Consider the following 26,765-nt stretch of genomic DNA (forward strand, 5'->3'; position numbering starts at 1 on the left):
ATCTTTTATCACTTATTTACTTATCTGTTCTTTATTTGACAATAAAGAATTATCGTTTACTCTCAAGTTGCCTTAACTCGCTAAAAAACTTAAATGGCTTATATGGTTAAAAATAACCACATTGATTTCTAATATTTACTTAGATTAAAATCCTACCGGTTATCACTCATAATTTCCGACTTATTAAGGGCATATTCATAACCTTGTTGCCACCATTCTTTCATCTCTTTTTTATTAAAAATAAGTGCGTTGTTCGTTAATTTTGTTGGCGTGTAATACAAATTAAGTTTAACATTTTTATTATTAGCCATTAATTTACCTATTGCAATATCATGTTTTTCGACTTGATTCATGGCAATCCTAAATAAATCAATCATTAGTGAAAACGGATTTTTTCCTACGACTGCTTTCTCTAAATTAATTTCTGTCTCAAGTATTACCACGTCAATTTCAGTCGCACCGCGATTAATCGCCTCTCGAATGGGTACTAAACTTGAAAATCCTCCATCGCCGTACTCATCATTATTTTTAGTAACTAAACTCATAAATGGAATATAATTACTTGAAATCCATATCCATTCACAAAATTCAGCGTATGTGCAATCGTGAATCGATTTGTATTCTGCTTCGTTTCTGGAAAGATTAGTGACTGTAATAACAACATCCGTTTGCATAGCCTTTAATTTTTCAAAATCAGATTTAGTAAAGTTTCTTTTGATGTAAAACAGTAATTTTTTGCTTTCGCCAAAGGTACGTTTCCCCTTTAAAAATTGCCAAATAACATTAAGGTGATTGATGGTGACAATATCAGTTCCATTTTTATTTTTTACCAAAAACGGATTGACATCGAAAATTTTTGACATGTCAACATTAGTATAAATACTTTCAATTTTAACAACATTTCCTAATGCCAAATGAGGAATCAGTAAGCTTCCCGTTGAAGTACCAATAAAAATATCATATTCGTTTTTTTCTATTTCTAAAAGATATTGAGCCACGCCACCAGCAAATGCTCCTTTACTGCCACCACCTGAAATTACCAATGCCCTCATTAATTATAGTTTACTTTTATCCAAATTTAGAATAAAAGTTTATTCTTTCAATAAACGATTCAATTGAAATTTTTCCTTTTCATTTAAATCAGCACTAATTCGTTCAAATGAAAGTCTCATTTTATCGTTTTTCAATAGATTCCTAATGTTGTCTCGTCCAAATTTGGAGAATTGCCAAATATGACTTGTTGTAGCATGTACCAAATTTCTTAAAACTAGATCATCAATTAATTGAAAAGAAATTAAATTTTGTAAAGCATTTTGGCGCGTAGTCGCTTCGTAATTACTTGATGAATATTCAATCAACTCATTTATGTATTGCTCTTTATTTTGAAGGTAATGTGGTGTATTCAACGCTAAAGACAACCATAAATTTCTTAAGTTATAATCGTTAAATCCAATCCAAGTTTTACTTTTTTCTAAATATTCAAAACGGCTCGCTGGGAAATTATTCCACAAATTATACAAAGTAATTTCTCGAGTTTGATAGGATTTATCATCTAGTAAACTTTCATATTGTATTCTAAAATCCGCTGGGATTTTACTAAAATTACTAGCAACTGCTTGGCGAATTTGTAAATTATTTATTTGTAAAGCAAGCAGTAAAAGTTGCTTTTTATCCTCCCATTTCTCATTTTTAATTTGATTAAGAATGGCTTCTTTAACAGTATAATAAACGTCTGCTTGCATAACTTCGATAAAAAAAACCTTTTTATCTAAAATTGGTTTATTACGTAATTGATCAACTTTTAAAAACACAGTCATCGACTTATTTTTACTTAATAAATCATTCGCTTTTAGCGTATTAAAAGCAGTTGATTCAAGCCAAACTTTACTGTATGTATCTAAATCAAAAGAAGAAACTTTTCTAATTTCAGCAAAGAAGTCCAGCGTACTCACAGACTTAAAAGCATTTTTTTTCAAATAGGATTGTACTGCTTTCTTAAATTTTTTCTCCCCTATTGATTCTTGTAAAACAAATAATGCCCAAGCGCCTTTTTGATAAAAAGTCAGTGAACTTGCTTTGGCATTCAAAACAGGAACAGTATCAGTTCTTGAGGCAAACTTTAGTTGTTGAGCTGATTCATATAATTTCGAATAAAAGTAATCGTCACCATACACTTCTTTCTCCGCTAATAATGCATAATAGGTCGCAAAACCTTCTTGTAACCAATGGTGTTTACCACTTTCGGCAGTAATTAAATTACCAAACCATTGATGCGCCAATTCATGTGCATTTACATTAGTGTAACTTCGATCTTCAAAACCAACCGAATCAATCATATATCTCGATGAAAATACTGTCGCCGATGTGTTTTCCATTCCGGCATATAAAAAATCACGAACTGGGATTTGCTTATAAATCTCCCATGGATACTTCACTCCTATTTCTTTTTCTAAAAAATCAAACATGACCTTTGAATAGCGATAAGTAGGTTCGAACTTAGCTTCGTCTTGTGGTTCATAATACATTTCTAAAGGAATTCCTGATGTCGAAAATTGAGTTTGCTTTTTATATTTCCCAATGGCAATCATCAATAGGTAGGAACTCATGGGTTTTTGCATTCGATACTTCCAAAGGGATTGTCCATTGAGTTCCGATTTAGAGACTAATTTTCCATTCGAAATAATTTCGTATTCTTTGTTGAATGAAATATCCAAATTAAAAACGACTTTTTCATTGACATCATCAAAGCTAGGAAACCAATGGCTTGTGTATTTTCCTTGACCTTGCGTCCAAATTTGTAAATTGTCTTTTTCTGTTGAACCAATAAAATACATTGTTTGTTTCGGCGTCGAGGAATATTGAAAAGTCAAGGTGTTTTTTCCCTTTTTAAATGGAAAAATGATTTGCAACTGTTTTTGAGTATTTAAAAAATTAATTGTTTTACCATTCAATTTCAAATCGGAAAATATCATGTTTTGCGCATCAATTTTGATAGTATCGACATTTGTGAGTACTTGGAAATCGTAATGTACATATCCCGTTACTGTTTTAAAAGTTGGATTTACGCTAATTTTTCCATAAACGCTTTTAAAATCAACAAATTTTGATTGTTGAGCAAATACGAATGAGGTTATAATTAAAAAGAAGAGATATTTCATTGCTATTGTTTTATACTAAAAACTCAAAGTTACAATCAATAGTTTAAAAACAGAATGAATTGTCTAAGTTTACAGTGAGAAAACTACAATAAAATCCCATTGAAAACAAAAGCCTTATTTAGCTGGAGTAGTGGAAAAGATTCTGCTTTAGCTTTATTTAAAATTCAGCAAAATCAAGAATTTGAAATCACTTGCTTATTAACTAGCGTGAATGAAGAATTTCAGCGTGTTTCCATGCATGGTGTGCGTGTAGCGCTATTAAAACAACAAGCTCAAAATATTGGATTGCCACTTCAAATCATGCAAATTCCTGAAATGCCCTCAATGGAAGCTTATGAAAGTGTAATGAATGAAACTTTGACTAAACTAAAAAATCAGGGAAACACGCATTCTGTTTTTGGAGATATTTTTCTGGAAGATTTACGAGAATATAGAGAAGGTCAATTAAAAAAATTTGGAATCAAGGCGATATTTCCACTCTGGAAAACGCCCACAAAAGAGTTGATTCAGGAGTTTATCGACTTAGGATTTAAAACCATTGTGGTTTGCGTAAACGAACAGTTTTTAGATAAAAGTTTTGTCGGAAGAATCATAGACCACCAATTTATCACTGATTTACCAGAAAACGTAGACGTGTGCGGTGAAAACGGCGAATTTCATACTTTTACTTTTGATGGGCCCATTTTTTCAAAACCGATACTATTTGAAATCGGCCAAATTATATATAGAAAATATGAAAGACCAAAACAAGAAGAATCTTCAAACACAGTTTGTGACAGCGATACTCCCGATGTCTTTGATTTCGGATTTTGGTTTTGTGATTTGGTTGAAAAATAAGGTATTGATCAACATGCTGTCATTAGACACGGTGACACTAATTTTAACAGATTAATTTTTAGAAATTCGTGAAGTTCAAAATATTCCTGTTAGAAAAAATAATACTTTCCGATAATTGAATTACCGGTTTTTCTACATTGAATTATTAATTAATACTTATTGATTTTTTAGTAAATCCTCTAAAAATTATTGTCGAATTTAGGCAAGTAGTTAATGTCATTAAATTAAGCTTTTAGCGCTCCAACTTTGTCATTCTCACGGTGGCAGAAACTTTGTTTGTTGCGCTCATTTGTAGAGATTGCGTCGCCTGTTCGGGTAAACCCTAGAGTCCTCCATCGTCGGAATGATAAAAACAACAACTTTTTTTAATGATTATCCTAAGTTTAATGATATTGGGTGAGAAGCTTCAAGCTAGAAAAACTAACATTAAAATACAGATAAAATTATCTGTCCTCATAAATTTTGAGCAACTGAATAACTGTATTCCAATTACGGATTGTGGCTATTACATTTAGTTTTTTCTCAATATATTTTTGATCAAAGCGTGTTTTACCAGCACCAACTGCGTATTTTATAAAAATTTTATTGCCGTCAATACTCGCTTCATCTGGTTTGAATTGGCTAATTCTTAAATCATTTATACTATTACTTGACAAAGTGGTCGAAATAAAAGCAAAATATAGCTTTTTAGTGTCGAAATCTTTTTCCTTCAGGTATGGATTATTTTTTAAACAAGCTTCTAAATCTTGTTTAGCGATAACCACAACAGGCACTTCATAACCAAAAATTTTAAAAATTTCCTGCTTTATTTTGAAGCCAACAGCAGCTGCATTTTCCTCTTCGGTATCTACAAATACATTACCTGATTGTATGTAAGTTTGTATATTTTGAAAACCAATGGCTTCCAAAGTAGTTTTTAGGGCTTCCATTTTTATCATGCTATGACCAGAAACATTGATACCACGAAGTAAAACGAGATGAGTTGTCATTTATATTTTTTATTTTTGCAAAGGTATTGCGTTTAAATTTGAAATCACAATTTAGTACGTATTGATAATTTTGTGAATGTATCAGATTGCTTTTTATTTACAAAAAAATCAAATTATAAAAAATTGAAAAAAGGATGAAGTGCATAATTCTAAAGATTGCAAATACTTCAAAAATCAATTGAATGTAAATGAAGTCTAAAATCCGGCAACTTTTATGCAGAAAATTCTTTTTCAAGATCATTTCCAAAAATACTGAGGTCACTAATTTCTTTTTGACAATAAATCAATTGGAGCGGGCTTTAGCCCGTTTTTTAATAGTAAAATTATTTTGCATTTATATACATTGGGCTAAAGCCCAACGCAATTAAATTTGTAAAATGTTTTTAAAATCAAATTATGAAAAATTGAAAAAAGGATGAAGTGCATAATTCTAAAGATTGCAAATACTTCAAAAATCAATTGAATGTAAATGAAGTCTAAAATTCAGCGATTTTTATCCAGATTTTTTAAAAAAGTTATTTCTTACTATTGATCTCGAATATGGTTTCCCTTAATTGTCAAAAAAATAACGAAAAACCAATATTCGTCATTTTCTCATAATGTTGTTTACACCGCGTTTGCTAGCCTTGATAGCAGTGGAAAGCCTTTACGACCAGAAAACCATTTTTTCTAGTTGTGGCAGAGCGACCGCAGGAAGCTCCTGCACCAACTTAGAAAAAAAGTTTGATGCCGTGAAGCTTGAAACGAATAGCGAGAATAGCTTCTACGAAAAGAAAAACATCTATAATATCGTAGAACTTTTTAGTACTTTCTATCGATAACACCTTGCAAATTATACCATTTTACCATTTTTAAAATTCCAAACAAAAAACTACCTTCGCTTTTAAAAATAAAATAGAATAGAGCGCCTTAAAAAAGCTCAAGTTTCTAATATCTGCAATTTAAATTCTATTACTTGTAATGTCTAATAACCTGCTCCTCACTCCTATCGAATATTTAAAAGGCGTTGGTCCCAATCGGGGTGAATTGTTACGCAAAGAATTGGGGATTCATAAGTATACAGACTTGGTTAATTTTTTCCCTAACCGATACATTGATAGAACGCGGTATTACAAAATAAACGAACTGCAAAACAATGGTGCCGAAGTTCAAATTATTGGCAAAATAATCAACATCAAAACAATAGAATTTGGTAAAAACCAAAAGCGTTTAGTTGCTACATTTGTTGATGATACGGGACAAATGGAGCTAGTTTGGTTTCAAGGTCACAAATGGATTCGGGAGAGTTTGAAAGTGAATGAAGTTTGTGTGATTTTTGGAAAATGTACCACTTTTGGGAATATGTTCAATATGGCGCATCCCGAGATTGAGTTGATGATCGAACACAAACAGAGCCTGCGATCAGCGATGCAACCCGTTTATCCATCGACAGAAACGCTAACAAATCGCGGTGTTTCAAACAAGGTTATCAATAAAATGATGCAAACATTGTTTCAGGAAACGCAAAATTTGTTTATCGAAACTTTACCTAATTATTTGATTGCTGAATTAAAACTAATTTCTAAAAAAGAGGCCTTATTCAACATTCACTTTCCCACAAGTCCTGATTCGTTGGCGAAAGCTAAATTTAGATTAATTTTTGAAGAATTATTCTTTATTCAGTTGCAATTAATTACTAAAAATCTAATCCAGAAACATAAAATAAAAGGTCATCCGTTTTCAAAAGTAGGTGAATATTTTAATGATTTTTATCAAAATCACTTGCCTTTCGAGCTCACTAATGCTCAAAAAAGAGTGATAAAAGAGATCAGAACTGATATGGGCAGTAATGCCCAAATGAACCGATTGCTGCAGGGAGATGTGGGTTCTGGTAAAACTATTGTGGCTTTTATGAGTATGCTTCTAGCACTTGATAATGGCTTTCAGGCTTGCCTGATGGCACCAACAGAAATTTTAGCTAACCAGCATTTTATAGGTTTATCAGAGTTGGCGCAAACTGTAAATATTAACATTCGAATATTAACAGGTTCTACGAGAATTGCGCAACGAAGAATAATTCATGAGGAATTGGAAAACGGTACATTAGATATTCTTATTGGAACTCACGCTTTAATAGAAGATAAAGTAAAATTTAAAAATTTGGGTCTTGCTGTAATTGACGAGCAACACCGTTTTGGGGTTGAACAACGTTCTAAATTATGGCGAAAAAATACAATTCCGCCGCACGTTTTAGTAATGACAGCCACACCTATTCCGCGTACTTTAGCAATGAGTTTATATGGTGATTTAGATATTTCAGTAATTGATGAATTGCCACCGGGTAGAAAACCGATACAAACTGTTCACAGATTTGACAGCAACCGATTGAAAGTTTGGAAATTCCTAAGAGACGAAATTGCATTGGGTCGGCAAATTTATATTGTTTATCCATTGATTCAAGAATCTGAAAAATTAGATTATAAAGATTTAATGGATGGTTACGAAAGTATTTCTAGGGATTTTCCGTTGCCGCAGTATTCCATTTCGATCTTACATGGAAAAATGAAACCAGCGGATAAAGATGCTGAAATGAAACGCTTTTCAGATGGGAAAACAAATATCATGGTCGCTACTACTGTTATTGAAGTGGGCGTAAATGTTCCTAATGCTAGTGTAATGATTATAGAAAGTGCGGAGCGTTTTGGGCTGTCACAATTACATCAACTTCGTGGTCGTGTGGGTCGTGGTGCCGAACAAAGTTATTGTATTTTGATGACAAGTCACAAACTAAGTCCTGATAGTAAAACTAGAATGGAAACGATGGTTCGAACAAATGACGGATTCGAAATTGCAGAGGTTGATTTAAAACTAAGAGGTCCAGGAAATTTAATGGGCACGCAGCAAAGTGGCGTACTCAATCTTCAAATTGCTGATTTAGTGCGAGACAGAGATATTTTGGCTTTAGCCAGAAATTATGCAATGGTGTTGTTAAAAGAAGATCCTGCAATGCAAAAACTGGAGCATATTGCTTTACGAGCAGTTTACATGGAAATGACTAAAAAGAAGAATATATGGAATTATATTAGTTAAAAATAATTTGCTTTGAGATTAAACCATTTATTATTTAAATGGTCCATAGGAGATGATTTTGAATTGTTATAAGTGAATTATGATGTACCTTTTTTTCCAGTTTTTACTATTTTAAAAACTAATAAGAATTGGTTTATTTATGCTTTTCAACTTTTATCAATTCAATTTTACAATTAATTAATAAAATCTATTATTAGGTTATTTTAATTTATTTTGAAACAAAATATAGCAATAGAAATGTACTTTCTTGCGATTAATTTAATATTTGTATGTACAATCGTTAAATAATAATCAACATTTACAGAATTTCCGATTGTAAAAGCTAAATTTGTTTTTTTAACTAAAATTACTGATAAATAATCCTACTTTACATTTACAATATGAAAATTAAATACGTAGTTTATGCCTTATTGACCATTGGAATCGTTGGATTTATTGGTTACAGAATTAACTCCAATAGTAATAAAAATACAGATTCAAAAGATCAAAAAGGAAAAAGCAAACCAACAGCTTTGAGTGGTTTGGTTGTAAAATTTGAAACTTTTGATAATAATCTTTCCCTTTCTGGCTCTATTGAAGCTAATGAGCAAGTCGAAATTCGCAGTGAGGTTTCAGGAATTGTAGAGGGAATTTATTTTCAAGAAGGAAGTAATGTCAGTAAAGGACAAGTACTTTTTAAAGTAAATGATATTGAGTTGAAAGCGCAATTAAGACAAACGTCAACCCGTGAAGGATTAGCCTCAGAAAATGAAAGAAGAGCTAAACTATTACTTCAAAAAGAGGCAATTAGTCAAGAAGAATACGATTTAGCGAGAGCTGATCTTAAATCAGCACAAGCGCAAAGTCAATTGATACAAGCTCAAATTGCAAAAACATCGGTTAGAGCGCCTTTTTCTGGAAAAATTGGTTTGCGTTCTATATCTCCAGGAACCTATATTACTCCAATGATATTAGTAGCAAAACTGGTGAATATTGGTAAACTTAAAATCACCTTTTCTATTCCTGAGAAATATGCTAATCAAGTTAAAACAAGTACGATAATCTCATTTAAAGTAGCGGGTTCAGACAAACAATATAATGCTAAAATTTATGCCATTGATCCAGAAATTGCCGTTGCAACACGTACACTGCAAGTTCGAGCGATTGCTGAAAACAAAGATGGAAAATTGTTGCCAGGAACTTTTGCTGATGTAGAACTACCGCTAGATATCATCAAAGATGCTATTGTTATTCCTACAGAAGCTATAATTCCAATTCAAAATGGTAAAAAAGTTTTTATTACTAACAATGGAATTGCCAAAGAATTAATGATAGAAACAGCAACAAGAACAGAAACATCTGTGCTTGTACTTTCTGGTTTAAAAGAAGGTGATACTGTAATTACCAACGGCGTTATGTCATTAAAAAATGATGACAAAGTAAAAGTTACCATTAAATAGATTTACAAGTTAGACTATTTGCTTTTTAAAAAATCTAAGTTCCAAAATCTAAAATCTAAATTTTAAATGAGTTTATCAACTACAAGTATTAGAAGACCCGTAATGACCATCGTGATCAATTTGGCCATTGTATTATTCGGGGTTATAGGTTATACTTTTTTAGGTGTTCGTGAATTTCCCTCTATCGATCCTGCTCAAGTATCTATTCGTACCAATTATACAGGAGCCAATGCTGATATCATTGAATCCCAAATTACGGAACCATTAGAAAAAGCGATTAATTCAATTGATGGAATCCGTAATGTATCGTCATCGAGTGCACAGGGAAGTAGCAATATTACGATCGAATTTAATTTAGATAAAAATTTAGAAGATGCTGCTAATGATGTGCGCGATAAAGTATCGCAAGCAGTACGAAATCTACCACAAGATATTGATTCGCCTCCAGTTGTTTCTAAGGCTGACGCCAATGGCGATGCGATTATTTCGATGACAGTTCAAAGTGATACTAGAAACGCATTAGAACTAAGCGATTATGCAGAAAATGTGATCTCGCAACGTTTAGAAACAATTCCAGGAGTAAGTGGCGTACAAATTTGGGGACAAAAACGTTATGCCATGCGTTTATGGATTGATCCAGTAAAACTAGCCTCTTATGGTTGTACGGTATCAGAAGTTAGGGCTGCTTTGAATAAACAGAACGTAGAATTACCTTCGGGTAAATTAACAGGAGCCAACACTGAGCTGACTGTAAAAACAATAGGAAATCTTTCGACGCCTGAAGAATTTAATAATATTATCATTCGGTCAGACGGCGAGAAAATCGTTCGTTTAAGCGATATTGGTAACGCCACTCTAGGCGCTGAAAATATAGAAACAAAAATGACACAATCAGGAACGCCTTTAGTAGGTGTTGCTATTGTTCCTCTTCCTGGTGCAAATTATCTTGATATATCTAAGGAATTTTATAAAGTTTTTGAAGCTTTAAAAAAGGATTTACCTAAAGACATCAAGCTAAATATTGCTATTGACAATACCATTTTTGTAAAGAGATCAGTTATTGAAGTTGCTGAAACATTAGGAATCTCGATCGTTTTGGTGATTTTGATTATCTTTTTATTCTTTAGAGATTGGGCAATCGCTTTTAGACCTTTAATTGACATTCCTGTTTCGTTGATTGCGACATTCTTTATTATGTGGCTTTTTGGGTTTTCAATAAATGTATTGACTTTACTAGCCATTGTACTTGCAACGGGTTTAGTTGTAGATGATGGGATTGTGGTAACTGAAAATATTTATAAAAAGGTGGAAGAAGGAATGACTCCTATTGAAGCTGCAATTAAAGGATCGAATGAAATCTTTTTTGCCGTAATCTCCATTTCTGTGACGCTGGCAGCAGTATTTTTACCTGTTATTTTCCTCGAAGGGTTCGTTGGGCGGCTATTTCGGGAATTTGGCGTCGTCATAGGTGCGGCGGTTTTAATATCTGCTTTTGTGTCTTTAACTTTAACACCAATGTTAAATGCTTACTTGATGAAAGGTGGAGAGCAAAAAAAGTCTAATTTTTATATCAAAACAGAGCCTTATTTTCAAAGTTTAAATAAAGGTTATGCAAGTTCATTAGCCCAATTTATGAAAAGAAAATGGCTGAGTTTCCCTATTCTTTTTGTTTGTTTTGGTTTAATTTATTTATTTTTTAATCTTTTGCAAAAAGAAACTGCTCCGTATGATGACCGCAGCGGTTTTGTAATGCGGATGACGACTCCTGAAGGTTCGTCTTATGAATATACGGATCGATTCATGCAAGAAATTTCAAAACTAGTTGATGATTCTATTGCAGGAAAAAAAGTAAGTTTGGTCATTACCTCCCCTGGTTTTGGATCCTCATCAGTAAATAGCGGATTTATTAGGGTTTCATTAGTAGATCCTGGCGAAAGAGAAAATTCACAAAAGGAAATAGCAGAGAAGTTAACGAAATGGACTAAGCGTTATCCCGAGGCAAAAACTTCTATTATCGAACAGCCGACAATTGCCGTTAATAGACGGGGTGGTTTGCCAATACAATATATCATTCAGGCACCAAATTTTGAAAAGCTCAGAGAAAAAATCCCTTTGTTTATGGACGAGGCTGCTAAGAATGAGACGTTTTCAATTACTGATGTAAATTTAAAATTCAATAAGCCAGAAATCAATGTATCTATCGATCGAGAAAAAGCTGAAAGTCTAGGGATTTCTGTGATTGATATTGCGCAAACCTTGCAACTTTCGTTAAGCGGGCAACGTTTTGGATATTTTATTCAAAATGGAAAACAATATCAAGTCATTGGACAATTTGATCAAAAAGATCGCTCAAAACCACTTGATTTAACTGCTATGTTTGTTAAAAATGATAAAGGTGAATTAATTCAAATGGACAACGTTGTTGATATTGAAGAGCAAAGCAACCCACCACAATTATACCATAATAATAGGTACATGGCTGCGACAGTCTCGGCAGGTTTAGCACCAGGCAAAAGTATTAGCGATGGAATTGAGGCGATGAATGAGATTAAAGCAAAAGTTCTAGATGATACTTTTACCACTGATTTAGGTGGAGAATCTCGCGATTTTGTTGAAAGTAGTTCAAATACTGCATTCGCTTTTGGATTAGCATTATTGTTAATCTTCCTTATTCTATCTGCACAATTCGAAAGTTTTATAGATCCTTTTATTATAATTTTGACTGTACCAATGGCAGTTGCAGGAGCATTATTTTCATTATGGTTATTCAACCAAACGTGGAATATTTTTAGCCAAATTGGAACTGTAATGTTGATAGGTCTTGTAACCAAGAATGGAATTTTGATAGTCGAATTTGCGAATCAACTGCGAGAACAAGGCAAGCCAAAACTAGAGGCAATCTTAGAAGCCTCAGAGGCGAGATTACGTCCAATTTTGATGACCAGTTTAGCGATTTCATTAGGTGCATTACCAATTGCTATATCTTTTGGAGCTGCTTCAAGTAGTAGAATGGGAATGGGAGTTGTAATTGTGGGTGGAACTATTTTCTCACTTGTTTTAACCTTATTTGTTATACCTGCGCTGTATTTAATGTGGTCAAAAGCAAGGAAGCATTACCCAGAATTTGATCATATTGAAGAGTACGAAAGAGAAGTACAATAAAAATCCTGATGCTTTGATTAGAAATAATTTTAGCAAAAAAATATAATTATGATAAATACCAGAATACTATTTCTTAGATTACTCTTTTTACTTTTTTTCGTTGCTCAAGCTAATGCACAAGAAGTATTGACTATTGAGGAAGCTGTAAGGATTGCATTAAATAATAATTACGAAATAAAGATTGCGTCTAACAATTTACTAATTGACAAAACCAATGCCACTGTAGGCGCTGCAGGAATGTTACCGAGAGCATCAGCTACTATCGTGGATAATAACGGAATTCAAAACTTATCACAAACCCGTTCTGACGGGACTACTAATCAATTAGATAATGCTAAAAGCAGTAATTTGAATTACGGGATTGGTTTAGATTGGACAATTTTTGATGGGTTTAGAATGTTTGCAAAATTGGACCAACTAAAAGAACTTCAAAAACTGGGAAAGGCTGAACTTAAATTAACTATAATCACAAAGATAAGCGATGTAAATGAAACTTATTTTGATCTAGTGCAGCAACAACAACAATTATCAGCATTAGATACCACAATAGTAATTTCAAATCAAAGATTAAATCTAGCTCAAAATAGATTTTCTATTGGAAAAGCCTCAAAGTTAGAAGTATTAAATGCACAAGTAGATTTAAATACGGATAAGGTTGCTGTCTTACGTCAAAAAGATTTATACGCTAATACAAAGATTTTATTAAATAAAATTTTGGCCAGAGATGCAAAAATTGATTTTATTGTTGCAGATTCGATTACGGTGGATGAAAATTTATTGCTTCCCGAACTCACCGCTTTAGCAGAAAAGCAAAATCCACAATTGGAAGCTCAAATAATTAGTAAAAGAGTTGCAGAACTACAGTTAAAACAAATAAAAGCTGCTCGTTATCCAACAGTAAAATTAAATACTGGTTATAACTTTTCTGATAGTAAATCAGGTCTTGGTTTTACAACAGCATCATCTGCTCGCGGATTAAATTATGGTTTTAGTGCTTCAGTAAACTTATTTGATGGATTTGCTCAGAATCGAAATGAACGTATTGCTAAAATTCAAATTGATAATTCTCAATTGGCATTTGGGCAACAAAACCAAATATTAAATTCAGAATTAGCGACTTCGTATCAAACTTATTTGACCAATTTAGAACTGATTGAGTTAGAAGAAAAAAATCAAGGTATTGCTAATCAAAATTTAAATATCACTTTAGAAAAATTTAGAATTGGAACTATCACTACTTTAGAATTTAGAACCGCTCAACTAAATTATGTAAATGCAAAAGTGCGCTATAGCAATGCACAATTTCAAGCTAAGTTATCTGAGATTGCATTAAAAGAATTAGCTGGAACGATTTCATTAAATTAAAAGTCCATGTTATTTACATGCTTATAGTAAAACTGCATTAGAATAAATTAAAACTTGATCCACATAGTTCAGATTAATTTTGATCGTATGGGAATTAAAATCTAATTTTTTGGTATTATATAAGCTATTAATTTTAAGAACGAAGCGCAAATATTTGCGCTTCGTTTATTTACATGTAGTTCACTCATTAAAATTTAGTTAGTACAGTTACTATTTGTAAGCAAGCATAAATAACCAAAAAAATTGTTTCTTACTACAGTCTGCAATCCTTATATTTGCAATCTCATTAAAATCAACAAATGAAAATATCATATAATTGGCTAAAACAATTCATTAAAATAGATTTAAAATCCGAGGATACTGCAGCATTACTAACTGATCTGGGTCTTGAAGTTGAGATTGTTGAAAAATACCAATCAGTAAAAGGTGGATTAGAAGGTATTGTAGTGGGACGTGTTCTTACTTGCGTGCAACATCCAGATGCAGATAGACTTAAAGTTACAACAGTAGATTTAGGTAATGGCATTCCTGTTCAAATTGTGTGTGGAGCTAATAATGTAGCAGCAGGACAAAATGTACCCGTTGCTACAATTGGAACCGTTTTATACGATAAGCAAGGTATTGCGATCACGATAAAAAAAGGAAAGATCCGCGGGCAAGAAAGTCATGGAATGATCTGTGCAGAAGACGAATTAGGTCTTGGCGAGAATCATGATGGTATTATGATATTAGACGATTCATTAGTTGCAGGGACTTCAGCCGCAGAAGTTTTTAAAATTGAAAATGACGAAGTTTTTGAGATTGGATTAACACCAAATCGTGCAGATGCCATGAGTCACTTAGGCACCGCGCGTGATTTAAGAGCAGGTATGATTCAAAGTGGAGTTAATGTAGAACTAATTACACCTTCAGTAAGTAATTTTAGAGTAGATAAAAGAACTTTAAAAATAGATGTAGATGTCAAAGAGCCTAAACTAGCGCCTCGATATTGTGGTGTAACCATTTCAGGGATCGAAGTAAAATCGTCACCTGCTTGGTTGCAAAATAGATTAAAAGCTATAGGAGTAAATCCAAAAAATAATATTGTTGATGTTACTAATTATGTATTACATGAATTAGGACAGCCGCTTCATGCTTTTGATGCTTCAAAAATAAACAACAAAATAATAGTACAAACGCTACCCGCTGGAACTAAGTTTGTGACTCTAGATGATGTTGAAAGAACATTACACGAAGAAGATTTAATGATTTGTGATGAAAAAGGACCTCTTTGTATAGCAGGAGTTTTTGGAGGTAAAAAATCAGGCGTTTCAGAAAGTACAAACTCTATTTTCCTAGAAAGTGCTTATTTTAATCCTGTAAGTATTCGCAAAACAGCAAAAAGACATCAACTAAATACCGATGCCTCTTTTAGATTTGAAAGAGGAATTGATCCTACAATTACAGAATATGCTATAAAGCGTGCTGCATTATTAATTCAAGAGGTTGCTGGAGGAGAAATTACATCTGATATTATTAATTTATATCCTAAGAAAATTGAAGATTTTAGTGTTTTTCTAAACTTTAGTAAAGTGGCGAAAATTATTGGTGAAGAATTGCCAAAAGACACTATTAAAAAAATTCTAGTATCATTAGACATAAAAGTTAATAGTTTCTCTGACGCTGGATTAGGTCTTACCATTCCCGCTTACCGAGTGGATGTGCAAAGAGAAATAGATGTAATTGAAGAGATTCTAAGAGTATATGGATATAATAATATTAACTTTTCAGAAAAAGTTAATGCCACAGTTTCAAATTCTCCAAGAAATGAAGATTATAAAGTACAAAATGTAATAGCTACGCAATTAAACTCGCAAGGATTTAATGAAATAATGGCTAATTCATTAACGACAGCTTCTTATATTCAGCTTTCAGAAGAATTAAATGCTTCACACAATGTAAATATGCTTAATCCTCTTAGTACTGACTTGTCATCAATGAGGCAGTCACTATTGTTTTCGGGATTAGAAGCAGTTGCTTATAACATCAATAGAAGAAATACAGATTTAAAATTATTTGAATTTGGAAAAACATATCATAATTATTTATCTGGTTACGATGAGAAAAAACATTTAAGTTTGTTTCTTACTGGAAATAGAAATCAAGAAAGTTGGACTTTAGAACAAAAACCATCTGATTTCTTTTTGTTTAAAGGGTATGTAACTGGAATACTTTCCAGATTAGGAATTTCAAAAATTCAAAATATACCTGCAACTTCAGATGTTTTCTCAGAGGGCATCGCCATAGGAAATGGTAATGAAATACTGGTAGAATTAGGAGTGGTAAAAAAGTCAATTCTGAAACATTTTGGAATCAAACAAGAGGTTTTTTATGCTGATTTTAATTGGGCAGTAGTTTTAAAGCTAATTTCAACTAAAATAAAATTTACTGATATTGCTAAATATCCTGCAGTCCGTAGAGATTTGGCATTATTAATTGATCAAAATATAAGTTACGAACGTATTTATAAATTGGCTAAACAAACAGAAAAAGCATTAATAAAAGATATTAATTTATTTGATGTTTATGAAGGGCAAAATTTACCAGAAGGCAAAAAATCTTACGCACTAAGCTTCATTATTCAAGATAGTACTAAAACTTTGACTGATACTCAGATTGATAAAATCATGGGTAAACTTCAAAATAATTTTGAGACAGAGCTTGGCGCTAGTTTAAGATAATTTTTTTTTTATAATCCCATTTACTTCGGTGAATGGGATTTTTTTTTAGAATCAATTTAATATGATTTAATCAACAAAACCTTTTTATAAAAGAGTAAAATTTTTAAAATAAGGAATTGAATTCAGCCTTTTATAAATGCACATTTTTCTAAATATTATTATATTTAAGAACTATATAAATAAATCAAACCTCTTATATCTTAGTTAAATTTTAACTAGCAATAGTACGGTACCAAAAATTAGTAAACGATTATAAACTCTTTAAACCAAAAGCAATTCATTGTTGTAAAATTGAACGTTTATTATTTTCCAAATAATTAAAAAAATTTCAAATGAAAAAATATTATATTTCATTAAGTAAAACATTTTTTCTTGGAACTCTATTTAATAGAAATACAGCTATCAAAAAAAATAATGCTAACGAAGCAATTCCTAATCTAGGGCTTCCCGTAATTTGATCTATTATTCCATATACTAGCATTCCTATTACAATTCCTATTTTTTCTGAGGCATCATAGAAACTAAAAAATGAAGTTGTATCATTTGCTTCGGGTAAAAGTTTAGAATAAGTAGAACGAGATAATGATTGTATTCCTCCCATCACTAGACCCACTAAACTAGCCATGATATAAAATTCAATAGGCTTAGAAATAAAAAATGCTGCAACGCAAATGAATAACCAAAAACTATTTATAAAAATTAATGTGGGTATATTACCAAATTTCGCTGAAGCTCTTGAAGTCAAAAAAGCGCCTAAAATAGCTACTAATTGTATTAGTAAAATACATATTATTAAACCAATTGTACTTTGTTCTTTAGAAGACCACGCAATTTCTTGGGCACCAAAATAAGTAGCTACAAGCATCGCCGTTTGAACTGCCATACTTGAAACAAAAAAACTTCCCAAATATCTTTTTAAAGCAATATTCGCTTGCAGCAATTGCCATACTTTTTTTAATTCTTTAAAACCATTAAATAATACATCACGGGTAACTTTATTCTCTGATTTTCTACTGTCTTTTGGTAAATAGTAATAAGTGTATTGACTAAAAATAATCCACCACATTCCCACCATTACAAACGAGTAACGCATCGCGGTCATTGCTGCTTCGCCATCTGTACCGCTAATGCCAAAAATCTTTGGCTTCATGATCATTGTTAAATTAATTATCAATAGTAGCACACTACCGATATATCCCAATGAATAACCTTTCGCACTGACTTGGTCTTGTTGCTCTATAAAGGCAATATCTGGTAAATAAGAATTGTAATAAACCAAACTACCCCAGTATCCAATTAATCCAAAAAAATAAAAGGCAAAACCTATATAAATATTATCGAGGTTAAACCAAAATAAACCCATACAAGATAAAGCACCTAGATAACAAAAGAATTTCATAAATGACTTTTTGTTCCCTACATAATCCGCAATTCCAGAAAGTAATGGCGACATAAAGGAAACTAATAAAAAAGCTGCGGCAGTTACAAAACTTATAAGGGCAGAATTTTTAAAATTATAACCAAAAGCAGATATATATTGGCTTCTATCTGAAAATAAAGAATTATAAAAAATAGGAAATACAGCTGAGGCAATTGTAAGAGGATAAACAGAATTAGCCCAGTCATAAAAAGCCCAAGCGTTTAATAATTTTTTATCACCCTTTGGTAAATCAGCCATAAGTTATAATTTAGATTGCGAATTTATTTAATTAAATCTAAACAAGCTAAACCTTTTTAAAACTAATATTTAAAAGCCTCAATATTTAATATTCAATTTTAAAGATAAATTAGCATTCAAAGAAAAAGGCTAAACTCAAACGAGAATAGCCTTTGTACAACATATTACTAAAAATATTATCTTATTATTCCAACTTTCGCTGCCATGGCTTTTGCCTCTGGTATCAATGCTCTTAGATTGGCAATTCTTGTAGCATCAGAAGGGTGAGTACTCATAAATTCTGGTGGTGCTTGACCCTTAGACTGAGCTGCCATTCTTGACCAGAAAGTAATGGACTCTTCAGGGTTATATCCTGCAATGGCCATCAGAGTTAAACCAATTTGATCGGCTTCTGTTTCATGATTCCTGCTAAATGGGAGCATACCTCCATATTGAGTGCTTAACCCATAAACCTGATTCCAAATTTGTTGTGTTTGTTCACTTTTGCCACCAGTTGCAACTGCAACTCCTACACCTCCCAATTGTTGTAGTTGGGCTGCACTCATACGTTGAGCACCGTGATTGGCTAAAGCATGTGATACTTCATGACCCATAACTGTTGCTAATCCTGCATCCGTTTTAGTTATTGGTAAAATTCCTGAATACACCACTATTTTACCACCTGGCATACACCACGCATTTACTTCTTTACTATCAATTAATTTATATTCCCACCGATAATCATTTAAATACTGTGCCTGTCCTAAATATTTTAGGTATTTCTCAGCTGAAGCTTTAATTTTCATACCAATAGCTTCTACTTTTCTAGCATCAGCTGTTCCAGTGATCACCTTGTTTTCTTTCAAAAATGTACCGTATTGTTGAAATGCCGAAGGAAAAAGTTCAGAATTTGAAACAAAGTTTAAAGTTTTCTTTCCTGTGATAGGATTTGTGGCGCAGGCATAAATTAAACCGACTATACACAAGCCCAAAAACATTTTATTTTTCATATTAATTAGTTTGATTATCCATCAAAGGTATACGTTTTAACATTTTAATAATTATACAATTAAATATAAAAGTTTAATCTTTTTGTTATTCTCCCATGATATGCAATGCTGTAAAGTCTTTTTGTACAAACAAATATTTTTCATTTTCCAAAGTCTCTAAATCAAAAATCACTTCAACATTATCGATTTCTATTTTGGTTATTTTAAATGGCAAGCCAATAAGGTTAAATTTAAATTTAGAGTAATTAGTATCATATTTCCCTTCTTTATGTAACTGAATTATAATTTCTTTAGCTTTTCCCGTTGTTTTAAAGCTTAGTAAACTATAACGTCCTTTTTTATAATCATATCCATCTTGAGCATCTTCATAAACCACTGATTTTTCTTTACCTTCTTTATAATATAAATCTAAAGTTAGTTCATCAAATTCTAATTCACCTACAAATTGTTGAACTGGATATTTAGGAATGATTGCTCCAGCTTTTATAAAAAGTGGAATTTCATCAAATCTAGTATCTACCCATATTTCTTTTCCTCCTTTGACTGTTTCATTTGTCCAGTAATTATACCATTCGCCTCTTGGAACATACATTCTCCTGCCTAGAGAATTAGGCTCTAATATAGGACAAACTAATATTTGGTGTCCAAAAATAAATTCGTCATTTCTATAATGCGTTTGTATATCATCTTGATCAAAATAAACTAGAGGCTTTAGCATTGGGATTCCTTGCTCAATATATTGCCAAAACATCGTATATAAATAGGGTAACAATTGATATCTAAGATTTACAAACTTTCTAGTAATGTCAATTACTTCATCATCAAATGCCCAAGGTTCCTGATCACCATGATCTCCTGAAGAGTGCGTTCTACAAAATGGGTGAAATACACCTAACTGAATCCATCGAGTATATAATTCTCCAGAGGGTTGTTCTGCAAATCCTCCAATATCCGATCCAGTAAAGCCCATTCCTGAAATAGACATTCTTTGCATTTGAATATTAGCAATCCATAAATGCTCCCAAGTGGCCACATTATCACCAGTCCATGAAGAAGAATAACGTTGAGCTCCCGCATAAGCTGATCTTGTAATTACAAAAGGTCTTTTAGGATAAGCAAACCTTTTTACTCCATGATAAGTTGCTCTTGCCATTTGAGTACCATAAATATTATGTGCTTTTCGATGACTACAAGGATTTCCATCATAATCATGACGCACATCCATAGGGAAAGTTTTATTAGGAACCTCCATAACAGCAGGTTCGTTCATATCATTCCACACTCCTTTTACACCTATGTCTGAAATTAATTCTTTAAATAAGCCAGCCCACCATTCTCTTACAGCGGGATTAGTATAATCGGGGAAATTACATTCACCGGGCCACACTTTACCTTTCATATAAGGACCATCAGCTCTTTTACAGAAGTAATCTTTTTCTAAAGCTTCTTTATAAACAGCATATTCTTTGTCAATTTTTATCCCCGGATCAATAATCACCACAGTTTTAAAACCGTCTTCAGCTAATTCAGCGACCATCCTTTTTGGATCAGGAAAATATTCTTTATTCCAAGTAAAACAGCGAAAACCATCCATATAATCGATATCTAAATAGAGTGCATCACATGGGATTTTAAGCGCTCTAAATTTAGCTGCAACTTCTTTTAAATTACTTTCAGGATAATAACTCCACTTACATTGATGATATCCTAAAGCCCATAGTGGTGGTAGTTCTGGTTTTCCTGTAAGATCTGTATAAGTAGTCACAACATCTTCCATTTGTGGACCATAGATAAAATAATAATTCATCTCACCACCTTCAGCCCAATAACTTGTTACATTTCTTCTTTCATGACAAAAATCAAAATAAGTTCGAAATGTGTTATCAAAGAAAATTCCGTAGGATTTTTTATTGTGTAAACCAATATAGAATGGCACTACTTTATATAAAGGTTCCTGATCTTTTTGAAAAGCATATTGATCTGTTGCAAAATTTTCAAGCCTTTTCCCCTTTAAATTTAATTGAGTGGCTTTATCACCAAGTCCATAAAAACATTCACCATCCTTAGAGGCTTTGCTCATTTTTACAATATTGCCACCAAATTCATAACTCTCTTCCCAATGAAAACCAAGTTCGTCCTCTACAATAATGTTTCCTTCCAGATCATAAATAGTTAATCTCATATCTATTTTCTGAATCTTACACTTTACTTTGCTTGTTTGTATTTGATAATAATCTTCATTTTCAATAACTTCTAAGAAATTGTACCCATGAGTATGACTCTTATCAATTGCATAGGAGAAATCATTGCTAAAATAACCTTTAGTAGTAAATCTAAATCGTATTAAACTATCGCGAAGAACTGTAACTTTTAGTATAACACTATTATCAGTAAAGAAACTTACTGAATCTACATCATGTTCAAAAGAAATTATTTTTGTGGGATATAAATTGCCTTTATATTCTAATTCGGTATTTGTAATCATTTTATGAAAATTTAATTCGGGTGCGCAAAAATACAAAAATACTTCGCATACAGTCGTTTACAAATCATTTATTAACGAAATCGTTATAGTAATAAAGGTTTTAACATTTATAAAAATAAAAATGGTTTTCACAGCGCATGAAAACCATTTAAATGTATTATTACATTTATGATCAATATTTTAGCTGATTCTAAAAACACTCACAGCTAATGGAGCTAAAACCAATTCAGCTGAATAATCTCTTCCATTATAAGGCATACCTTCTATTGTGATTTTCTCCTTATTACTTACTCCACTTCCATTATATATGGTAGCATCGCTATTAAAGATTTCTATCAATTTTCCTTTTCGTGGTAAACCAATACGATAATGTTCTCTAATAACTTGTGTGAAATTACAAACTATAATCAGTTCTTCTATTACCTTATTCCCTTTTCTGATAAAAGAAAAAACCGCATTTTGATGATCCGAATAATTAATCCATTCAAATCCTTTCTGAGAAAACTGATTTTCGTAGAGAGCTGGTTGTGATTTATACAAGTTATTCAAATCTATAACCACTTTTTTGACTCCTTGATGATATGGACTTTGTAATAAATCCCAATCTAAACTACCTTCAAAATTCCATTCTCTATTCTGCCCAAACTCACTACCCATAAACAATAGTTTTGTTCCAGGGTGCGTAAACATATAGCCGTATAAAAGTCTTAAATTTGCAAATTTTTGCCATTCATCTCCTGGCATCCTTCCCGCAATTGATTTTTTTCCATAAACCACCTCATCGTGCGACAATGGCAGCATAAAATTTTCAGAAAAAGTATAAGTCATTGAAAAGCTCAACTCATTTTGATGGTACTTTCTATAAATGGTATCCTTTTTAAAGTAATTTAACGTGTCGTGCATCCAACCCATCATCCACTTCATTCCAAAACCTAATCCTCCTATTGATGTAGGACGAGAGACCATTGGATAAGAAGTACTTTCTTCAGCTATAGTTTGAACACCATCAAAGGTGGAATAAACAGCTTCATTAAATTCTTTTAAAAAGCTGATGGTATCTAGATTTTCTCTTCCTCCGTAAATATTAGGTTCCCACTCTCCTTCATTTCTTGAATAATCTAAATAGAGCATTGAGGCAACAGCGTCTACTCGAAGGCCATCAGCATGGTAATAATCCAACCAGAAAAAGGCATTGCTAATTAAAAAGGAACGCACCTCATTGCGACCATAATTAAAAACTAAACTTTTCCAATCAGGATGATAGCCTTTTCTACGATCAGGATGTTCAAATAAATTGGAGCCGTCAAAAAAGCCTAATCCATGAGCATCATCTGGAAAATGTGAAGGAACCCAATCTAATATAACACCTATTTCTGCATCATGAAATTTATTAATTAAATACATAAATTCCTGCGGATTACCAAAACGCGATGTAGGTGCGAAATAACCAATTAACTGATAACCCCACGAAGGATCATAAGGATATTCCATAATGGGCATAAACTCGACATGCGTAAATCCCATTTCTTTGACATAAGCTACTAAATCCTCAGCAAACTCAACATAAGTTAAGAATCGATCTTCTGTAGCATGACGTTTCCAAGAACCTAAGTGTACTTCATAAACAGAATAAGGTTTGTCTAATTCATTGTAATTCTGACGTATTTTCATCCATTTTTCATCCTTCCATTTATGATCTAAATCCCAAACAACAGATGCTGTATGTGGAGGATGTTCACAATAAAAGGCAAATGGATCTGCTTTTTCAATGGAGGCGCCGTTATTATTGGATCTTATTTTATATTTATAAGTCGTTCCGTGGGTTACATTTGGAATAAATCCTTCCCAAATTCCTGATGAATCCCAGCGAACTTCTAAATGGTGTTCATTGTCATTCCAATAGTTGAAATCACCGATGACCGCCACAGAATATGCTGACGGAGCCCAAACTGCAAAATATACACCTTGGACTCCATTGACTGAAACAAGATGTGCGCCTAATTTATTATAGAGTCGGAAATGTTTTCCAGCTTTAAACAAATCAATATCAAAATCAGTAAAAAGCGAATGCGAAATAACTTTATTCATATAGTAAGTTTATAATTTCTGTAAAAACAGAATATTATTGGATTTAAAATGTTGCAATCACTTATTTAATAATGTAATTATCAGGAATTATTGCCCCTTTTTTTATTACTACAATTCCGTCTTTGATGGCATACAATTCATGTGAAACATCTTCTAAATGACTTCCTCCATTAATATATACATCATTTCCTATACGGCAATTTTTATCTACTAAAGCATTATTTATAAAGCATCTTTCTCCAATACCAATTAACTGTTTTCTATCTCGAAGATCATCATTCATATCATCAATATTTTGATAATAGTCATTTCCCATGATATAAGAATTTTGAATTATTGTTCCATCACCTATTCTTGAGCGAATTCCAATGATGGATCGATTAATCTCTTTAGCGTTTAAAATACAACCTTCAGAAATTAAAGACTTTTCAACCATCGTTTTCTGAAACTTAGATGGAGGCAATAATCTTGGTCTAGTGAAAATTTTATTTTCTGTATCAAATAAATTAAATTGAGGTACATCTTCAGTTAAGCCAATATTTGCCTCAAAAAAGGAATCAATATTTCCTATATCCGTCCAATAACCTTCATATTGATAACTTAATATTTTCTTATGTCCTACAGCTTGTGGTATTATTTCTTTACCAAAATCTTTAGTTTCTTTATTGGACATAATTTCCACCAAAAGCTTTTTATTGAAAATATAAATTCCCATCGAAGCGAGATAGTGCTTTCCTTCACTTTTCATTTGGTCACTAACATCAGATTCCCAATCTGGTAATAAATCTTTATGTGGTTTTTCTATAAATGATTCTATAAAACTTTCTGCATTTGTTTTTAAAATTCCAAATTCAGGAGCGTCTTTAGCATTTACAGGTAAAGTTGCAATCGAAATATCTGCTTCATTTTCTATATGAGCCTCCAGCATTTCGTTAAAATCCATTTGGTACAACTGATCTCCAGATAAAATTAAAGCATAATCAAAATCATGATTTAAAAAATGGGGCATACATTGTCTAACAGCATCAGCCGTTCCTTGAAACCATGTAGGATTATCAGGAGTTTGTTCGGCTGCTAAAATATCAACAAAAGCATGACTGAAAATACTAAAATTATAGGTATTTTTTATATGTGCATTTAATGATGCAGAGTTAAATTGCGTAAGTACGAACATTCGATAAATATCTGAATTCATACAATTTGAAATAGGAATATCTACTAATCGATATTTTCCTCCTATCGGTACGGCAGGTTTTGATCTGGTTTGGGTTAATGGATATAATCTAGATCCTTGTCCCCCACCAAGGATAATGGCAATTACGTTTTTCTTTTTAGTTTTCATTTTTGTTATTGATTATTAATTGATACGTTTCTATATATTCTTGGCAAACACGTTCCCATGAATGGTCAGTGTTCATTCCTTTTAATCGGACACTATCTAATTGCTCTTTATCCTCATATAATTGTACCGCACGTTGTATAGAATAACATACATCGCTAATTGTTGATTGATTATGACAAATACCGTTACCATTATCGCCTATATCGATCACAGTATCTTTTAATCCTCCTGTTCGTCTAACTATAGGAATGGTTCCATAACGCAATGCATACATCTGGTTTAATCCGCATGGCTCCACTCTTGATGGCATTAATATAAAATCAGAAGCTGCATAAATTAAATGCGCTAGTTCTTCATTATAACCAATAAAGGTGTTATAATTGCCTTCAAAATTTTGACGTAAACTATTGAGCTGATTTTCAATTTCGGTATCGCCAGAGCCTAGAATAAGTATATTGATTTGTTGATAATTTTCCTGTAAGGCTTGTGCTGAGGAACCTGGTAATAAATCGCCTCCTTTTTCTTCTAACAATCTTCCTATAAAACTAAATAATGGCTTTGTAGGATCTAAATTAAAAAGTGTGCATAATTTAACTTTATTCGCTTGCTTACCCGCTTTATAATCAGCAGTTGAATAATTTTTTTCAAGCATTTTATCATGAGCTGGATCCCATACTTCCACATCAATACCATTCAATATCCCCCTTGATTTATAACGAACCATATTAAATAATGACTCTAATCCCTTTGCTGAAATATTTATTTCATTTAAGTAATTAGGTGATACTGTGGTCACTGCCCAAGCGCATTTTATGGCTACAGCCAATGAATTAATACAGTTATTCCAATCTAAAACTCTAACATGAGCCAAATCAAATTCTGGTAAATAATAAAGTTTGTCAAAGCCAAATTGTCCCTGATACAATCCATTATGAATTGTAATCATTGACGGAGTATTTTTAAATTTATAGTATTTATAACAGTATGTCATCATAAATGGAATAAGTCCAGTGTGATGATCATGACAATTGATTACATCAGGAAGTTCATTTCTTCCATTAATCCAATCTAAAGTAGCAATCTGAAAAGTCAGAAATCGTTCTATATCATCTTCATAACCGTAAACGTCTTTTCTATCAAATAAATCTGGAATTTCTATTAAATAAAGTTCAAAACCCAACTTATCAGTTACTTCTTTGAGCACATTAAACGCAAAGTTAAAATCACCTAATTTTACATGACCCCAATGTACGCACTCAAATGAATTTTCATTTTTGAACTTTGTATTATAGCAAGGCATAACAACTCGTACTTGATGACCTGCATTATTTTGATATTTTGGTAATGCTCCAACAACATCTGCTAGTCCTCCTACTTTGGCTACCGGATAACATTCGGCACTAATATGAAATATCTCCATCTATAAAATTTTACTTTTTTAAAA

At 32.2% G+C, this 26,765-nt stretch carries 15 protein-coding genes; 6 read left to right on the top strand and 9 right to left on the bottom strand.

What is annotated here, in order from left to right; translation table 11 throughout:
- Positions 1-152: 152 nt before the first annotated feature.
- Both RCH18_RS11115 and RCH18_RS11120 read right to left on the bottom strand, forming a co-directional pair.
- On the bottom strand, positions 153-1,052 hold the full coding sequence (locus tag RCH18_RS11115) for a patatin-like phospholipase family protein (RefSeq protein WP_326936830.1): 900 nt from the start codon (positions 1,050-1,052) through the stop codon (positions 153-155).
- 39 nt (positions 1,053-1,091) lie between these two features.
- On the bottom strand, positions 1,092-3,158 hold the full coding sequence (locus RCH18_RS11120; protein WP_326936831.1) for a M1 family metallopeptidase: 2,067 nt from the start codon (positions 3,156-3,158) through the stop codon (positions 1,092-1,094).
- A 99-nt stretch (positions 3,159-3,257) separates the two neighbouring features.
- Here RCH18_RS11120 and RCH18_RS11125 point away from each other — a divergent pair, with 99 nt between their 5' ends.
- Complete coding sequence (locus RCH18_RS11125; protein WP_326936832.1) at positions 3,258-3,995, top strand: diphthine--ammonia ligase; 738 nt, start codon at positions 3,258-3,260, stop codon at positions 3,993-3,995.
- 443 nt (positions 3,996-4,438) lie between these two features.
- On the opposite strand, the gene RCH18_RS11130 is transcribed toward RCH18_RS11125, so the two are convergent.
- On the bottom strand, positions 4,439-4,984 hold the full coding sequence (locus tag RCH18_RS11130; RefSeq protein ID WP_326936833.1) for a DUF1697 domain-containing protein: 546 nt from the start codon (positions 4,982-4,984) through the stop codon (positions 4,439-4,441).
- 960 nt (positions 4,985-5,944) lie between these two features.
- Between RCH18_RS11130 and recG the strand changes: the two genes are divergently transcribed.
- From recG to pheT, 5 genes are all read left to right on the top strand, one after another.
- Positions 5,945-8,053, top strand: coding sequence for an ATP-dependent DNA helicase RecG (gene recG / locus RCH18_RS11135; protein WP_326936834.1), 2,109 nt, complete (start codon positions 5,945-5,947; stop codon positions 8,051-8,053).
- Between the two features lie 380 nt (positions 8,054-8,433).
- Positions 8,434-9,492 (top strand): efflux RND transporter periplasmic adaptor subunit, encoded by a 1,059-nt coding sequence (locus tag RCH18_RS11140; protein WP_326936835.1) that lies wholly within the window; start codon positions 8,434-8,436, stop codon positions 9,490-9,492.
- Between the two features lie 66 nt (positions 9,493-9,558).
- Positions 9,559-12,654: an efflux RND transporter permease subunit gene (locus RCH18_RS11145; RefSeq protein WP_326936836.1), complete on the top strand. Its 3,096-nt coding sequence runs from the start codon at positions 9,559-9,561 to the stop codon at positions 12,652-12,654.
- 48 nt (positions 12,655-12,702) lie between these two features.
- On the top strand, positions 12,703-14,019 hold the full coding sequence (locus RCH18_RS11150) for a TolC family protein (RefSeq protein ID WP_442788158.1): 1,317 nt from the start codon (positions 12,703-12,705) through the stop codon (positions 14,017-14,019).
- A 299-nt stretch (positions 14,020-14,318) separates the two neighbouring features.
- Positions 14,319-16,739, top strand: coding sequence for a phenylalanine--tRNA ligase subunit beta (gene pheT / locus RCH18_RS11155; protein ID WP_326936837.1), 2,421 nt, complete (start codon positions 14,319-14,321; stop codon positions 16,737-16,739).
- Positions 16,740-17,082: 343 nt separating this feature from the next.
- Here the strand turns inward: pheT and RCH18_RS11160 are convergent, their stop codons facing one another.
- From RCH18_RS11160 to RCH18_RS11185, 6 genes are all read right to left on the bottom strand, one after another.
- Positions 17,083-18,417 (bottom strand): MFS transporter, encoded by a 1,335-nt coding sequence (locus RCH18_RS11160; protein ID WP_326936838.1) that lies wholly within the window; start codon positions 18,415-18,417, stop codon positions 17,083-17,085.
- Positions 18,418-18,593: 176 nt separating this feature from the next.
- Positions 18,594-19,406: a M48 family metallopeptidase gene (locus RCH18_RS11165; RefSeq protein ID WP_326936839.1), complete on the bottom strand. Its 813-nt coding sequence runs from the start codon at positions 19,404-19,406 to the stop codon at positions 18,594-18,596.
- 85 nt (positions 19,407-19,491) lie between these two features.
- Positions 19,492-21,891 (bottom strand): glycoside hydrolase family 31 protein, encoded by a 2,400-nt coding sequence (locus tag RCH18_RS11170; protein WP_326936840.1) that lies wholly within the window; start codon positions 21,889-21,891, stop codon positions 19,492-19,494.
- 180 nt (positions 21,892-22,071) lie between these two features.
- A complete protein-coding gene (glgB, locus tag RCH18_RS11175; protein WP_326936841.1) occupies positions 22,072-23,979 on the bottom strand; it encodes a 1,4-alpha-glucan branching protein GlgB in 1,908 nt (635 codons plus the stop codon).
- A 61-nt stretch (positions 23,980-24,040) separates the two neighbouring features.
- On the bottom strand, positions 24,041-25,321 hold the full coding sequence (locus RCH18_RS11180; protein ID WP_326936842.1) for a glucose-1-phosphate adenylyltransferase: 1,281 nt from the start codon (positions 25,319-25,321) through the stop codon (positions 24,041-24,043).
- Positions 25,311-26,741, bottom strand: coding sequence for a glycogen synthase (locus RCH18_RS11185; RefSeq protein WP_326936843.1), 1,431 nt, complete (start codon positions 26,739-26,741; stop codon positions 25,311-25,313). The genes RCH18_RS11180 and RCH18_RS11185 overlap by 11 nt, the downstream gene beginning before the upstream one ends.
- Positions 26,742-26,765 lie beyond the last annotated feature (24 nt).

This window comes from Flavobacterium sp. PL11 (genome assembly GCF_035985025.1).
GTDB lineage: Bacteria > Bacteroidota > Bacteroidia > Flavobacteriales > Flavobacteriaceae > Flavobacterium.

Excerpts from the sequence above, each read along its gene's own strand:
- RCH18_RS11130 (WP_326936833.1), bottom strand. The coding sequence starts at position 4,984 with ATGACAACTCATCTCGTTTTACTTCGTGGTATCAATGTTTCTGGTCAT.
- RCH18_RS11165 (WP_326936839.1), bottom strand. The coding sequence starts at position 19,406 with ATGAAAAATAAAATGTTTTTGGGCTTGTGTATAGTCGGTTTAATTTAT.
- RCH18_RS11170 (WP_326936840.1), bottom strand. The coding sequence starts at position 21,891 with ATGATTACAAATACCGAATTAGAATATAAAGGCAATTTATATCCCACA.
- RCH18_RS11185 (WP_326936843.1), bottom strand. The coding sequence starts at position 26,741 with ATGGAGATATTTCATATTAGTGCCGAATGTTATCCGGTAGCCAAAGTA.
- pheT (WP_326936837.1), top strand. The coding sequence starts at position 14,319 with ATGAAAATATCATATAATTGGCTAAAACAATTCATTAAAATAGATTTA.
- recG (WP_326936834.1), top strand. The coding sequence starts at position 5,945 with ATGTCTAATAACCTGCTCCTCACTCCTATCGAATATTTAAAAGGCGTT.
- RCH18_RS11150 (WP_442788158.1), top strand. The coding sequence starts at position 12,703 with ATGATAAATACCAGAATACTATTTCTTAGATTACTCTTTTTACTTTTT.
- RCH18_RS11160 (WP_326936838.1), bottom strand. The coding sequence starts at position 18,417 with ATGGCTGATTTACCAAAGGGTGATAAAAAATTATTAAACGCTTGGGCT.
- RCH18_RS11145 (WP_326936836.1), top strand. The coding sequence starts at position 9,559 with ATGAGTTTATCAACTACAAGTATTAGAAGACCCGTAATGACCATCGTG.
- RCH18_RS11120 (WP_326936831.1), bottom strand. The coding sequence starts at position 3,158 with ATGAAATATCTCTTCTTTTTAATTATAACCTCATTCGTATTTGCTCAA.
- glgB (WP_326936841.1), bottom strand. The coding sequence starts at position 23,979 with ATGAATAAAGTTATTTCGCATTCGCTTTTTACTGATTTTGATATTGAT.
- RCH18_RS11140 (WP_326936835.1), top strand. The coding sequence starts at position 8,434 with ATGAAAATTAAATACGTAGTTTATGCCTTATTGACCATTGGAATCGTT.
- RCH18_RS11180 (WP_326936842.1), bottom strand. The coding sequence starts at position 25,321 with ATGAAAACTAAAAAGAAAAACGTAATTGCCATTATCCTTGGTGGGGGA.
- RCH18_RS11115 (WP_326936830.1), bottom strand. The coding sequence starts at position 1,052 with ATGAGGGCATTGGTAATTTCAGGTGGTGGCAGTAAAGGAGCATTTGCT.